This is a genomic window from Arthrobacter sp. B1805 (genome assembly GCF_002929745.1).
GTDB lineage: Bacteria > Actinomycetota > Actinomycetes > Actinomycetales > Micrococcaceae > Arthrobacter_D.
The window spans coordinates 139986-153719 of record NZ_PJIQ01000008.1 but is presented as its reverse complement, the minus strand read 5'-3'; the positions used below and the strand labels follow the sequence as shown (position 1 = coordinate 153719).

Sequence of the window (13734 nt, the reverse complement as noted above, 5' to 3'; positions counted from 1 at the left end):
AGCCTGCATGACACCGTTAGGAATCATGGGACTCAACGAAGGCCGGGCTCCCGCCCGGACACCAGGCTCCACCGCAGGCGCATCCACCGGCGACAAGCCGGCGATCTGGCTGTGGTCGCAGTACCTGCTCGACGCCGCCGCCTGGATCGTCGCCATCCTCCTCGCACTAATCCTGCGCTACGAACTCCTGGTCAAGGAGGTCAATGTTCCGGGCATCGCGGTGTTCTGCGCCGTCGCCGTCATCGCCCAGCTGCTCGTGGGTCTCAGTTTCGCCCTGTACCGCGGCAGGTACAGCTTCGGAAGCTTCCACGAGGCGCGGCTCCTGGTCGTCGTCGCCGTGCTCGTCGCCGTGATCCTGGTGCTCGTCAGCGTCGCGTTCTTCACCGTGATCGAGGTTCCGCGCAGCATCGGCATCATCGCGTTCCCGTTCGCCTGCATGTTCCTTGCCGCTACCCGCTACCTCAAGCGCATGTACGTCGAGAGCAAGGCCAAGCCGGGGGAGAACGCCCAGCGGACCCTTATCTACGGAGCCGGCTTCCTCGGCAATTCACTCGTGGGCCGGATGATGCAGGATCCCGACTCTCCCTACTTCCCGGTCGGTCTCATCGACGACGATCCCGCGAAGAAGCACCTGCGGCTGTCCACCGTCCCCGTGCTGGGACGTGTCGACGACCTGCCCGAGATCGTCGCGAGGACCCAGGCCTCGGTACTCGTGATCGCCTTCGCGGAGGTCGAGGCCGCGCAGGTGCGGCGGGTCTCGGATCTGGTGGCGGGCCTCGGCATCAAGGTGCTCGTCCTGCCGCCGCTGCGCGACATGCTCGGCGCCGCGGGCGCGGGCATGGCGGATTTCCGTGAGGTGGCCGTGGAAGACCTCATCGGGCGCCGGCCCGTGGACATCCACCCGGACGAAGTGGCCGGGTACATCACGGGCAAGCGCGTCCTGGTCACCGGGGCAGGCGGTTCGATCGGTTCCGAGCTGTGCCGCCAGCTCGCGGGGTTCGAGCCGGCGGAGCTCATCATGCTGGACCGCGACGAGACCGGACTGCAGTCGACCCAGATCTCCATGACGGGCCGCGGACTGCTGACGGGACGGGACACCGTGCTGGCCGACATCCGGGACGCCGACGCATTGCTGGACATCTTCGAGGACCGCAAGCCCCAGGTCGTCTTCCATGCCGCCGCACTAAAGCACGTCTCCCTGCTGGAGCAGTACCCGGAGGAGGCCTGGAAGACCAATGTGCAGGGCTCGCTCAACGTGCTCCGGGCCGCGGCGGCGGTCGGCGTCACCAACTTCGTCAACATCTCGACGGACAAGGCTGCCGATCCGACGAGCGTCCTGGGGCATTCCAAGCGCGTCTCGGAGAAGCTGACCTCCTGGCATGCGGAGCGCACCGGGCAGAAGTACGTCTCCGTGCGTTTCGGCAATGTGATCGGCAGTCGCGGGTCCATGCTGCCCCTGTTCACCGAGCAGATCCGCAACGGCGGACCGATCACCGTCACGGACCCCGAGGTCACGCGCTTCTTCATGACCATCCCGGAAGCGTGCCAGCTCGTCGTCCAGGCGGGCGCGATCGGCAGGGGAGGGGAGGTCCTCATCCTCGACATGGGCGAGCCGGTCAGGATCCTCGACGTCGCCCAGCGGATGATCGCAATGTCCGGCAAGGACATCGACATCGTGTTCACCGGCCTGAGGCCCGGCGAGAAGATGCACGAGGACCTCATCGGCGTCGGCGAGAGCGACTCGCGGCCGCTGCACCCGAAGATCTCCCACACGTCGGTTGCGCCCCTGGACCCGCAGCAACTGAGCCTGAAGAAGTGGAAGACCGAGGGCGGCTTCACGCAGGTCCACACCAGCATCACCGCCGAAGCGCCCGGCGCGCCAGGCTCCAAGGAGCCTGGATCAGCGGGAACGAAGAGGGCTGGAACCTCGCCCACCCGCACGGATCAACGACCTGCTGCACCCGCCGCGCAGCCGACCTCGAACGCCGGGGGAGTGGTGTCGTGATCTGGCTCCTCGTCCTGATCGGGCTGACCGCGCTCGGGCTGTCGCTCGCGTTGCCCGTCGTCGTCAAGCCCATGCTGAAGCGGCTGGGCGTCATCGACATACCCAACAACCGCTCCTCGCACACGACGACCGTCATCCGGGGCATGGGGGTCGCCGTCGCGGTGGCGATCCTCGTCGCCCTTGCGCTGTCGCTGGCGACGGGACTCGTCGCCGTCGACCGCTCGCTCATCCTGGTCGTCATGGGCATGGTCGCGGCCGCCGCCACGCTCGGGTGGATCGAGGACTTCCGGGGGCTCTCGGTCCGCGTCCGTGCCGGGGCGCAACTCCTTGTGGGTGCCGTCGGTACCGCGGTGCTCGCTACGACGATCGACAACAGCAGCTACTGGTGGGTGCCGATCGGCGCGATCGCCGTCGCGACGTACATCAACGCCGCCAACTTCATGGACGGCATCAACGGGATCTCGGGCATGCACGGTGTCGTCGTCGGCCTGTTCTACTCCTTCGCCGGGATGCTCAGCGACCAGTCGTGGCTGACGGTCGCCGGGCTCGTCGTCGCTGCGGCCTTTGCGGGATTCCTCCCCTGGAACCTCGGCAGGGGATTCGTCTTCCTCGGTGACGTCGGGAGCTACCTGCTGGGCGCGTCCATCGCCGCGATCGCCGTGACGGGGCTGCTCGCCGGGGTCTACCTCGAGTACCTCCTCTCACCGGTACTGATCTACCTCGCGGACACCTTCACCACGTTCCTGAGGCGGGCCCGCCGGGGGGAGCACCTGGCAACCGCCCACCGCCAGCACGTGTACCAGCGCCTCACGGACACCGGGCTCAGCCATGTGCAGGTGTCCGTCCTCGTCAGCGTGGTCTCCGCGCTGACAGGAGCGGCCGGATTCGTGGCCGCCACTGCATCCGCGCCGCGCGCGGTGTCGGCCTCCCTGTTCGCCGCCGTCGTCGTCGCCCTCTACCTCTACTCTCCGCGGATCTTCCGTGCGCTCGCCCGCCGAAGGGCAGCAGCCGGGGCCTGACGGCCGGGGCCGGATGTTCGTGGTGCTGTAGAATTTCAGGCGCCGGGCACGACGACGTCATTCCCGCCGACCCGGCGCCAGCCCTCCCGACGCCGTCGGAAAGGGCCAGCAGGGCGCCGGACGGCGCAGCCGACAGAGCGGACAGAACGTGCCACGACCGGAGAACCCGGCCACCGGGAACGAGAACCAGAACCGCGTGACGGCGTCGGGCGCCACGGCGTCCCCCTGGCTGGGAATCCTCGCCAGGAGCGCCGCCTCGGGTGGAGCAATCGCACTGCTCCTCGCAGTGGTCGCCGCGTTCGTCACGTCCCCCGCCGCCGCACTGAGCGTCGGATTCGGGGCCGTCGTCGTCATCGCCTTCTTCGGCATCAGCCTCCTGATCGGGCACTACACGGGCCGGACGAACCCCTCCGGTGCCCTCGGGCTGTTCGCCGTCACCTATGCGATCAAGGTCGTCGGGTTCGCGGCCGTCCTGTTCTTCCTCGGGACCCCGGGGTGGCTCGACCGCACCTGGTTCTTCAGCGGGGCGCTCGCGACCGTCATCGCCTGGCAGGTCGCCGAGGTCTTCGCCTTCTCCCGTGTCAGGACACCCCTCTACGACGACGCCGATGCCGCGGCGGTAGCGGACGGCCTGTCATCCGGTACGTCGTCGGCCGCTCCGTCGCTCGCCCCCGCCGAGACCCCTGCCGAAGGACGCCGTGATGGATGAGGCCGCGCCACGTCGCGAGGACGCTTCGGGCACCCCTCCCCGGCAGGATGACGCCCGGTATTCGAACGGCGGCTACAACGCGGGCATAGCCGTCTTCAGCTACATGATTGGCGGGATCCTGGTGTGGAGTTTGATAGGCTGGGGGCTGGATAATCTCCTCGACACGCGCTGGTTGGTGCTGGCGGGAGCATTCTTAGGTGCAGCTGGGGGTTTCTATCTCTCCCACAAGCACAACCTCACCCGGGACCACACACCGAATTCGCCGAGCGGATCCCGGACCACTTCCGGTGCCGAGGCTGAATCCGAGTGAATCCCCATAACTTAACGAGTCGGACCAGTCACCCTGCGGCCGAACAGATCTTGCCCAACGATGGACACTGCAGAGAGGAAACGCGTTGATCGCGCTTGCGCTCCCGGCCGCAACTACCGAAGAGGGATTCGTAGCCCCGACAATCGAGGACACCCACTATCGGGACATCCTTCCCTGGGGCGATGCCTACGGAGTCTGGTTCGATCCCGGCTTCGGCAAGCAGATGCTCATGGTGATCCTGTCGGTGGTCCTCATCGCGACCTTCTTCCTGATCGCCTCCCGCCGCAGCCAGCTGGTTCCGGGCAAAGTGCAGTTCCTGGGGGAGTCCGCCTACGGATTCGTGCGGAACTCGATCGGCAAGGACATCATCGGGGGTAAGGACTTCCTGAAGTACGTGCCGTGGCTCTTCACCGCATTCTTCTTCGTCCTCGTGAACAACATCTTCGGTGCCATCCCGTTCCTGCAGCTGCCCAGCTTCTCGCACCCCGGCAGCGCCTACGCGATCGCGGCGATCTTCTACCTCCTCTGGGTGGGCATCGGCATCAAGAAGCACGGCCTGCGTTACTTCAAGCTCGCAGTCGTACCGTCGGGTGTTCCCTGGTACATCCTCCCCATCGTGGTGCCGATCGAGATCATCTCGAACTTCATCGTCCGGCCGGTGACGCACTCGCTCCGACTCTTCGCGACGATGCTCGCAGGGCACCTCATCGTGACCCTCGCCGGTTCCGCGATCGAGTACATGGTCTCCACGGGCAACATCCTGCTGCAGGGTACGAGCGTCCTGGTCCTCGTCGGTGCGGTCGCGATGTACATGCTGGAGGCCCTGATCATGATCCTGCAGGCCTACGTCTTCACGCTGCTCGCTGCGATCTACATCGAAGGCGCTCTGCACGCCGACGCCCACTGATTCACACAAGTCTTCCCCGTCGGGGATGATCCCAAACAACCTGTCGCATCAAGGCGGCATCTTGAAAGGAACACAATGGAAGTACAGGGTAGCCTCAACCTCGTTGGATACGGTCTCTCCGCAATCGGCGGTGGTATCGGTGTGGGTCTCGTCTTCGCGGCCTACATCAATGGCGTAGCTCGCCAGCCTGAGGCACAGCGTGTCCTCCAGCCGATCGCCTTCCTGGGCCTCGCGCTCACCGAAGCCCTCGCCATCCTGGGCCTCGTCTTCGCCTTCGTCATCGGCGCCTGATACCGCCGTCCTGATCGACCGAAGACCAGTTGAAGAAAGACGGGTGAAAAATGCTTAACGCAGCAATCATGGCAGCGGAGGAGGGCTCGAGCCCGCTCGCACCGAACTGGTGGGAATTCCTCGTGACGCTGGCCGGCTTCGCCGTGCTGATGTTCATCGTCATCAAGTTCGTCATGCCGGCGTTCGAGAAGACGTTCGCCGAGCGCACCGCAGCTATCGAGGGCGGTATCGCGAAGGCCGAAGCAGCACAGGCGGAAGCCAATGCAGCGTTGAACGAGTACAAGCAGCAGCTTGTGGATGCTCGCACCGAGGCCAACCGCATCCGTGAGGAAGCCCGCGCCGAAGGTGCTCAGATCCTCGCGGACCTGAAGGAGAAGGCTGCGGCCGAATCCGCTCGCATCACCGAGCAGGCACACGTTCAGATCGAAGCCGAGCGGCAGGCCGCTGTGGTCTCGCTCCGTGCCGAGGTCGGAACGCTCGCGACCGAGCTCGCAAGCCGCATCGTCGGTGAGTCGCTGGCCGACGACGCCCGCTCGTCGCGCGTGGTCGACCGCTTCCTCGCCGATCTCGAGTCCTCGTCGCAGAGCGCAGGTGCAGCGAAGTAATGGCAGGAGTATCGAGCGTCTCCCTGGCAACAGTCCGTGAAGGACTGGAGTCCCGACTGCCCGGAGCGACCCTGGCGCTCGCCGAGGACCTGTTCGGCGTCCTGGCGATCCTGGACAGCAATGCCGGGCTCCGGCGTGCGCTGACCGACCCCTCCAGGACCGGCAAGGACAAGGCCGTGCTGGTGGATCAGCTTATCGCCGGTCGTGTCTCCCCGGAGGCGGCCGGCGTGGTCAGGGATCTCGTCAACGAGCGCTGGGCCAACGCACGCGACATCGGCGATGCCCTGGAGACCCTCGCGGCGACCGTGGTCATCTCGGTTGCGGAGCAGGGCAGCGGTGTGGAGGGCTTGGAACAGCTCGAGAACGAGTTGTACTCCTTCATCCAGGTGGTCGCCTCGAACCATGCCCTGCAGAGGGCCCTATCCGACGCGCAGGCCGGCGCCGACGCGAAGGTCGAACTCGGCCTGAAGCTCGTGCCGCAGGCCGGACCGGCAGCTCGTCTGCTGATCACGCAGGCCGTGCGTTCGCCACGCGGACTCAAGCCTGCGGCCCTCGTCGAACGGTTCCTGGAACTGGTCGCCGCGCGCCAGCAACGCTGGATTGCCAACGTCAGCGTCACCCGTCCGCTGTCGGCAAGCCAGTACGAACGGCTCGTGTCGGGACTGAACTCCATGTACGGGCGCGAACTCAAGGTCAACGTCACTGTTGATCCCTCACTCATCGGCGGAGTCCGTGTCAGCGTCGGAGACGAAATGGTCGACTCCACCGTCATCACGCGCTTGTCCGATCTCCGCCGCAAGCTGGCGGGATAGGGCACCCGTGCCCGTGACCTCCCAGTCACAACCACTGAATTACACACCGGTCGCCACGCATTCCATGGTGATCACAACACAGGAGAGCAGGGACTGAGATGGCCGAATTGACCATCAACGCCGAAGACGTCCGTAGTGCGTTGAACGACTTTGCGGCGTCCTACGAGCCCGGAAACGCGGAGCGCGTCGAAGTCGGCCGCGTGACCACCGCCAGCGACGGCATTGCCCGTGTCGAGGGTCTTCCCTCCGTCATGGCCAATGAGCTGCTGCGATTCGAGGACGGCACGCTCGGACTCGCCCAGAACCTCGACACCCGTGAAATCGGTGTCGTCGTCCTCGGTGACTACAACGGAATCGAAGAAGGCCAGGAAGTACACCGCACCGGCGAGATCCTCTCGGTTCCCGTCGGCGACGCCTTCCTCGGCCGCGTGGTCGACCCCCTGGGTCAGCCCATCGACGACCTCGGCGAGATCGTGTCCGAGGGACGCCGTGCCCTCGAGACACAGGCTCCCGGTGTCACGCAGCGCAAGTCGGTGCACGAGCCGATGCAGACCGGCCTGAAGGCGATCGACGCGATGATCCCGATCGGGCGCGGCCAGCGCCAGCTCATCATCGGCGACCGCCAGACCGGCAAGACCGCCATCGCGGTGGACACGATCATCAACCAGAAGGCCAACTGGGCTTCGGGCGACGTCACGAAGCAGGTGCGCTGCATCTACGTCGCGATCGGCCAGAAGGCATCGACGATCGCTGCCGTCCGCCAGACCCTCGAGGACAAGGGCGCGCTCGAGTACACAACGATCGTCGCGTCCCCGGCCTCCGATCCCGCGGGCTTCAAGTACCTCGCCCCTTACGCCGGTTCCGCCATCGGGCAGCACTGGATGTACGGCGGCAAGCACGTCCTCATCGTGTTCGACGACCTGTCGAAGCAGGCAGAGGCCTACCGCGCCGTATCCCTGCTGCTCCGCCGCCCGCCGGGCCGCGAAGCCTACCCGGGCGACGTGTTCTACCTGCACTCCCGCCTGCTGGAGCGTTGTGCCAAGCTCTCCGACGATCTCGGAGCCGGCTCGATGACCGGTCTTCCGCTCATCGAGACCAAGGCCAACGACGTGTCGGCATACATCCCGACCAACGTCATTTCCATCACCGACGGCCAGATCTTCCTGCAGTCGGACCTCTTCAACGCTAACCAGCGTCCCGCCGTGGACGTCGGCGTGTCGGTGTCCCGTGTCGGTGGTGCCGCCCAGGTGAAGTCGATGAAGAAGGTGTCGGGCACGTTGAAGCTGGATCTCGCGCAGTACCGCGACATGCAGGCCTTCGCGATGTTCGCCTCCGACCTCGACGCCGCGTCGCGCCAGCAGCTGACGCGTGGTGCGCGCCTGATGGAACTGCTGAAGCAGGGCCAGTACTCGCCGATGCCGGTCGAGCAGCAGGTCGTCTCCATCTGGGCCGGAACGAACGGTTACCTCGACGACGTTCCTGTCGAAGACATCAACCGCTTCGAGACGGAGTTCCTGGAGCACCTCGGCCACAAGTCGCAGATCCTCAACACCCTCGCCCAGACGGGCAAGCTCGAGGACTCGACGGTCGATGAGCTGAAGACCCAGATCACGGGCTTCAAGCAGGGCTTCTTCGGTGCCGGCGCGAACGGCTTCGGCCCGGGCCACGAGGAGCACGAAGCAATCGACGCCGATTCGGTCGAGCAGGAAAAGATCGTCAGGCAGAAGCGCTAGAGGACCCGCGGCCGGGAGGGGAATCCCCCTCCCGGCCCGCAGGACCCTGGCCTGATCGCTTCCCAGAGCGGGAGCGGAGGAAAGGACAAGAATGGGAGCCCAGATCCGGGTCTACCGCCAGAAGATCGCGTCGACGACGTCGACGCGGAAGATCTTCAAGGCGATGGAGCTGATCGCGACTTCTCGCATCGGCAAGGCACGCACGCGTGTCGCGGCAGCTCTGCCGTACGCCAATGCGATCACCCGCGCCGTGTCGGCCGTTTCGTCGCAGTCGGAAATCGACCACCCGCTGACCACCGAACACGGTGAGGTGCGACGTGCCGCCGTGCTGGTGCTGGCCTCGGACCGCGGCCTTGCAGGGTCGTACTCCGCCAGTGCGCTGAAGCAGGCGGAGGGTCTCTTCGAGACGCTGCGATCCGAAGGTAAGGAGATCCAGGCCTACCTGATCGGCCGCAAGGCGCAGTCCTACTTCGACTTCCGCGGGCGTAGCTACGAGCAGGTCTGGACCGGCGCTACCGACGCTCCCGAGTTCAGCACCGCCCGCGAGGTCGGTGAGGCGCTCCTGTCGACCTTCCTCAAGGACTACGAGGACGGCGGCGTGGACGAGATCCACGTGGTGTACACGAAGTTCCGCTCCATGGTCGTGCAGGAGCCGTCGGTCATGCGACTGCTCCCGCTCGAGGTCGTGGACGAGCAGGTCCCGCAGGATGGCGATCTGCTGCCCCTGTACGAGTACGAGCCGGAGCCCGAGCAGGTCCTGGACGCACTCCTGCCGAGGTACATCGAATCGCGGATCTTCGCGGCGATGCTCCAGGCAGCCGCGAGTGAACTTGCCGCACGGCAGCGCGCCATGAAGTCCGCCGGAGACAACGCGACGGAACTCATCAAGAAGTACACCCGCCTGCGTAACACCGCCCGTCAGGCCGAGATCACCCAGGAGCTCTCGGAGATCGTGGCCGGCGCGGATGCGCTGAGCGCGTCCTGACGTCCTTCCCGCCCGGACCCTTCGGGGGCGTCGGGTGCACAGCTAGACTTAGTTCCACGCCATCTACGTAAATGAAGTGAGAGAGATGACTGCCCAGACTGTTGAACACGGTACGGACTCAGTTGCCCCCGGCGCCACCGGCCGTATTGCACGTGTCATCGGCCCGGTTGTCGACGTCGAGTTCCCGGCCGACGCAATCCCCGCAATGTACAACGCACTCACCACCGAGGTCACCCTCAACGGCGAGACACGCCTCATCACGTTCGAGACGTCGCAGCACCTCGGCGACAACCTCGTGCGTGCCATCTCCCTGCAGGCCACCGACGGACTCGTCCGCGGCACGGTCGTGCAGGACACCGGAGCAGCGATCTCCGTACCCGTCGGCGACGGCGTGAAGGGCCACATCTTCAACGTCCTCGGCAAGCCGCTGGACATCGAGGAGTCCGCTCTCGAGATCACTGAGCGCTGGCCCATCCACCGCAAGGCGCCGAACTTCGCGTCTCTCGAGGGTTCGACCGAGATGCTCGAGACCGGCATCAAGGTCATCGACCTCCTGACCCCTTACATCAAGGGTGGAAAGATCGGCCTGTTCGGCGGCGCCGGCGTGGGCAAGACCGTCCTGATCCAGGAGATGATCACGCGTGTAGCACGCAACTTCGGTGGCACCTCGGTGTTCGCCGGTGTCGGTGAGCGCACCCGTGAGGGCAACGACCTCTGGGTCGAGATGGAAGAGGCGGGCGTCCTCAAGGACACCGCCCTCGTGTTCGGCCAGATGGACGAGCCGCCTGGAACGCGTCTGCGCGTGGCGCTCTCAGCACTGACCATGGCGGAGTACTTCCGCGATGTCCAGAACCAGGACGTGCTGCTGTTCATCGACAACATCTTCCGGTTCACCCAGGCCGGTTCGGAGGTGTCGACCCTCCTGGGCCGCATGCCGTCCGCCGTGGGCTACCAGCCGAACCTGGCGGACGAGATGGGCCTCCTCCAGGAGCGCATCACCTCCACCAAGGGCCACTCGATCACGTCCATGCAGGCGATCTACGTTCCTGCCGACGACTACACCGACCCGGCTCCGGCAACCACCTTCGCGCACCTCGATGCCACCACCGAACTGTCACGCGAGATCGCGTCCCGCGGCCTGTACCCGGCCGTGGATCCGCTCGCGTCGACGTCGCGCATCCTGGACCCGCAGTACATCGGCCACGACCACTACAACACGGCCGTCCGGGTGAAGCAGATCCTTCAGAAGAACAAGGAACTGCAGGACATCATCGCGATCCTCGGCATCGACGAGCTCAGCGAAGAGGACAAGGTCATCGTCGCGCGTGCGCGTCGTATCCAGCAGTTCCTCTCGCAGAACACCTACACCGCCAAGCAGTTCACCGGCGTGGAAGGCTCGACGGTCTCCATCAAGGACACCATCGAGGGCTTCTCGGCGATCTGCAACGGCGATCTCGACCACATCGCGGAGCAGGCGTTCTTCAACGTCGGTGGCCTCGATGATGTCGAGCGCCAGTGGGCCAAGATCCAAGAGCAGACCGGAAAGTAACGCCGATGGCATCGAACGGCGAACTCGAGGTCGAAATCGTCGCGGCCGACCACTTCGTGTGGTCGGGCGCGGCGCGCATGGTCAACGCACGCACTGCCAACGGGCAGATCGGGATTCTTCCCGGTCACTCGCCCATCCTGGCGATCCTCGAAGCAGGCGAACTCTCGGTGGAGCCTGTTCATGGTGAGCGCCTGGTGGTCGGTGTGGACGGAGGCTTCTTCTCGGTCGACTCCAACCGCGTGGTGATCGTGGCGGACAACGCCAAGGTCGGCGGTTCGGTGACATCGGAATCCCGCTAGGGTTTCCGGCGTGGAGGCTCTGGGTGTGACGTTCATCTGCCTTGCGGCCGTCTTCGGCCTCCTCGTGCTCGTGATCGGCGCCTTCCTCCTCCGTCGATACCAGCTCAACCGTGCCCTCGGCACCTTCGACGCCTCCATCCGTCTTCCCCCCAAGGGTTGGCGGGTGGGGGTTTGTCGTTATACGGACAACAACCTCGAGTGGCTCAGTCTTCTTTCGCTCAGTCCCATCCCCAAGTTCCGCTTCCTGCGCAGCTCCCTCGAAGTCGAGGGGTGGCGTGCACCGACGGATGCGGAACGCGTGCGGATCCAGCCGGGGGCCATCATCGTCCAGCTGGCCTACAAGGGTGAGCCCTTCGACCTGGCAATGAAGTACGACGTCTACGCAGGCCTCTCCTCCTGGATCGAGGCCGGCCCGGTGATCGGCGTCGGAACCTGGCGGTAGTCGAGCGCTGGGTGAAGCGTCGACCGCATGGCCTAGTCCTCCAGCGGCCTGATCCACACACCGCCGCGCAGGACGCCCGCCAGCTCGAGGTCCGGGGTCACGACGACGGCATCGGCCCGCAACCCGCTCCGCAACGCCCCGAGTTCGTCGGCCAGTCCCAGCACGGAGGCCGGAACGGCGGTCGCGGACCGGACCGCATCGACGATGCCGACTCCTGCCTCCACGGTGCAGCGCACGACGTCGAGCAGGCTGCCTGCTCCTCCGGCAAGGGCACCGGTAGCCGTGAGCACCGCTGAGCCGTCGACGACGGCTACCTCGCTCCGTCCCAGGCGGAAAACGCCTGAGGTACAGCCTGCCGCAGCAGTCGAGTCGCTCACCAGGCAGATGTTCTCGGACCCGGCGATCGTGAAGGCCATGCGCACCGTCTCGGGATGCAAATGCACGTTGTCCGCGATGAGCTCGACGGCGATCTCTCCGGCACGTGCGCGCTGCAGCAGCAGAGGCACCGGCCCGGGGGAGCGGTGGTGGATGGCGGGCATCGCGTTGAAGAGGTGCGTGGCCGTAGGACGGCCGCTGAAACCCGCAAAACCCGTCGATGCGAGCTCCTCGTTGATGAGGTCGAGCGCAGCGGTCGTCTCTTCGGTCGAACTGTCGGTGTGCCCGATCGAGGGGATGACACCGTGCATGACCAGTTCGTAGACGAGAACGTCGCTGCCGGGCAGCTCAGGCGCGTAGGTCATCGAGGCGAGGTGACCCCGGCCGGCGGCGACCAGGCGGGCTACATCCTCCTGCGTGGGCAGCAGGAGGAACGCCGTGTCGTGCGCCCCGTTGCGTTCCTTGGAGAGGAAAGGACCCTCGGCGTGGATTCCGGCGACCAGCCCGGCTTCGGCCGCCGTCGCGAGCCTCTCGAAAGCCGCTTCCAGTTCCTCCAGGGGCGCGGCGCAGGTACTGGCGAGGACGGTCGTCGACCCGGCGCGGTGCAGGTGCCGGGCGGCCAGTTCGACGTCGTCACCCGAACCGGAGGTGAAGTCGCCGCCCCCTCCGCCGTGGCAGTGGAGGTCGATGAGCCCCGGAAGAATGAGGTATCCCTCGGGTAGCTGCCGGCCGCCCGGAGCGCCGGCGGAGGGCCCGGCCTCGACCACGCGGGTGCCGTCCCAACGGAGGACGCCGTCGTCGATGATCCCTGATTCGGTCACCAGTCGTCCGGACAGTGCAGTGGGCGTGCTGCTCGCGAGGGCCATGGTCCGATTCTAGGCGGTCGGCGCCGCGGGCCCGGGGCGGCGGACTAGAACAGGCGGGATTCGCTGTCGTCCACGCCGCGCATCGCGTCGTAGTCGAGCGTCAGGCAGTCGATACCACGATCGGTCGCCAGCACGCGCGCCTGGGGCTTGATCTGCTGCGCCGCGAAGACTCCGCGCACCGGCGACATGAGCGGGTCGCGGTTCAGCAGCTCGAGGTAGCGGGTGAGCTGTTCGACGCCGTCGATGTCACCGCGCCGTTTGAGTTCGATCGCGACGGTCCGTCCCTCGGCGTCGCGCGCGAGGATGTCCACGGGTCCGATCGCCGTCATGTATTCGCGTCGGATGAGGGAGTAGCCGGCGCCCAGGAGCTCGATCTGCTCCGCGAGGAGCCTTTGGAGGTCCGCTTCGACGCCGTCCTTCACCAGCCCGGGGTCTACACCGAGATCGTGCGACGAATCGTGCAACTGCTCCCGGATGCTGATCACGAGCCGGTCGTCACTCTTTGCATGCTGCACGGTCCATACCTCGGTGATCCCCTCGGCGCGGTCGGCGTCATCCGGCGCGCTCACCCGCAGGGTAGCTGGAGGGCTCATCCAGTTGAGCGGCTTGTAGGAGCCGCCGTCGGAGTGCACCAGGACGGATCCGTCCGATTTCACCATCAGGAGCCGGGTGGCCAGCGGGAGATGGGCACGGAGGCGGCCGATGTAGTCGACGGAGCAGCGGGCTATGACAAGACGCACGACGGAAACTCTACCGGCCGCGGCTTCGATCATGTTCGCCGGGTGCGCGGGGAGCATTCCGGGTGTCCTGTTCCGGGGGCCGTATCA

General features: G+C 66.1%; 15 protein-coding genes. 13 read left to right on the top strand and 2 right to left on the bottom strand.

What is annotated here, in order from left to right; genetic code table 11:
• Nucleotides 1-25: 25 nt before the first annotated feature.
• The 13 genes from CXQ96_RS10945 (at nucleotide 26) to CXQ96_RS10885 (ending at nucleotide 11666) form a co-directional block, all read left to right on the top strand.
• Nucleotides 26-2005 (top strand): nucleoside-diphosphate sugar epimerase/dehydratase, encoded by a 1980-nt coding sequence (locus tag CXQ96_RS10945; protein ID WP_104118068.1) that lies wholly within the window; start codon nucleotides 26-28, stop codon nucleotides 2003-2005.
• Nucleotides 2002-3024 carry a glycosyltransferase family 4 protein gene (locus CXQ96_RS10940; protein WP_258059043.1) on the top strand — a complete coding sequence of 341 codons (1023 nt, stop codon included), beginning with the start codon at nucleotides 2002-2004 and terminating at the stop codon, nucleotides 3022-3024. Before CXQ96_RS10945 ends, CXQ96_RS10940 begins: the two co-directional genes overlap by 4 nt.
• A gap of 148 nt (nucleotides 3025-3172) precedes the next feature.
• Nucleotides 3173-3733 (top strand): hypothetical protein, encoded by a 561-nt coding sequence (locus CXQ96_RS10935; protein WP_181036433.1) that lies wholly within the window; start codon nucleotides 3173-3175, stop codon nucleotides 3731-3733.
• Complete coding sequence (locus CXQ96_RS10930; RefSeq protein WP_104118067.1) at nucleotides 3726-4043, top strand: AtpZ/AtpI family protein; 318 nt, start codon at nucleotides 3726-3728, stop codon at nucleotides 4041-4043. The genes CXQ96_RS10935 and CXQ96_RS10930 overlap by 8 nt, the downstream gene beginning before the upstream one ends.
• An 85-nt stretch (nucleotides 4044-4128) precedes the next feature.
• Nucleotides 4129-4950 (top strand): F0F1 ATP synthase subunit A, encoded by an 822-nt coding sequence (gene atpB, locus CXQ96_RS10925; RefSeq protein ID WP_104118066.1) that lies wholly within the window; start codon nucleotides 4129-4131, stop codon nucleotides 4948-4950.
• Nucleotides 4951-5025: 75 nt separating this feature from the next.
• Nucleotides 5026-5241: an ATP synthase F0 subunit C gene (locus CXQ96_RS10920; RefSeq protein WP_019481292.1), complete on the top strand. Its 216-nt coding sequence runs from the start codon at nucleotides 5026-5028 to the stop codon at nucleotides 5239-5241.
• A gap of 50 nt (nucleotides 5242-5291) precedes the next feature.
• Nucleotides 5292-5846: a F0F1 ATP synthase subunit B gene (locus CXQ96_RS10915; RefSeq protein WP_104118065.1), complete on the top strand. Its 555-nt coding sequence runs from the start codon at nucleotides 5292-5294 to the stop codon at nucleotides 5844-5846.
• Nucleotides 5846-6658, top strand: a complete 813-nt coding sequence (locus CXQ96_RS10910) for a F0F1 ATP synthase subunit delta (protein ID WP_104118064.1) — start codon at nucleotides 5846-5848, stop codon at nucleotides 6656-6658. The genes CXQ96_RS10915 and CXQ96_RS10910 overlap by 1 nt, the downstream gene beginning before the upstream one ends.
• Before the next feature lie 98 nt (nucleotides 6659-6756).
• Nucleotides 6757-8391, top strand: coding sequence for a F0F1 ATP synthase subunit alpha (atpA, locus tag CXQ96_RS10905; RefSeq protein ID WP_104118063.1), 1635 nt, complete (start codon nucleotides 6757-6759; stop codon nucleotides 8389-8391).
• A 91-nt stretch (nucleotides 8392-8482) separates the two neighbouring features.
• Nucleotides 8483-9376 carry a F0F1 ATP synthase subunit gamma gene (locus CXQ96_RS10900; protein WP_104118062.1) on the top strand — a complete coding sequence of 298 codons (894 nt, stop codon included), beginning with the start codon at nucleotides 8483-8485 and terminating at the stop codon, nucleotides 9374-9376.
• A gap of 85 nt (nucleotides 9377-9461) precedes the next feature.
• On the top strand, nucleotides 9462-10925 hold the full coding sequence (gene atpD, locus CXQ96_RS10895; RefSeq protein ID WP_104118061.1) for a F0F1 ATP synthase subunit beta: 1464 nt from the start codon (nucleotides 9462-9464) through the stop codon (nucleotides 10923-10925).
• Nucleotides 10926-10930: 5 nt separating this feature from the next.
• Complete coding sequence (locus CXQ96_RS10890) at nucleotides 10931-11224, top strand: F0F1 ATP synthase subunit epsilon (RefSeq protein WP_104118060.1); 294 nt, start codon at nucleotides 10931-10933, stop codon at nucleotides 11222-11224.
• 10 nt (nucleotides 11225-11234) lie between these two features.
• Complete coding sequence (locus CXQ96_RS10885) at nucleotides 11235-11666, top strand: DUF2550 domain-containing protein (RefSeq protein WP_104118059.1); 432 nt, start codon at nucleotides 11235-11237, stop codon at nucleotides 11664-11666.
• 32 nt (nucleotides 11667-11698) lie between these two features.
• Here CXQ96_RS10885 and CXQ96_RS10880 read toward each other — a convergent pair whose 3' ends face one another.
• Both CXQ96_RS10880 and nucS read right to left on the bottom strand, forming a co-directional pair.
• The gene (locus tag CXQ96_RS10880; protein ID WP_104118058.1) at nucleotides 11699-12907 is read right to left on the bottom strand and encodes an N-acetylglucosamine-6-phosphate deacetylase; all 1209 of its coding nucleotides are present in this window, start codon (nucleotides 12905-12907) and stop codon (nucleotides 11699-11701) included.
• Nucleotides 12908-12951: 44 nt separating this feature from the next.
• Nucleotides 12952-13647, bottom strand: coding sequence for an endonuclease NucS (gene nucS / locus CXQ96_RS10875; protein ID WP_104118141.1), 696 nt, complete (start codon nucleotides 13645-13647; stop codon nucleotides 12952-12954).
• Nucleotides 13648-13734: the final 87 nt, after the last annotated feature.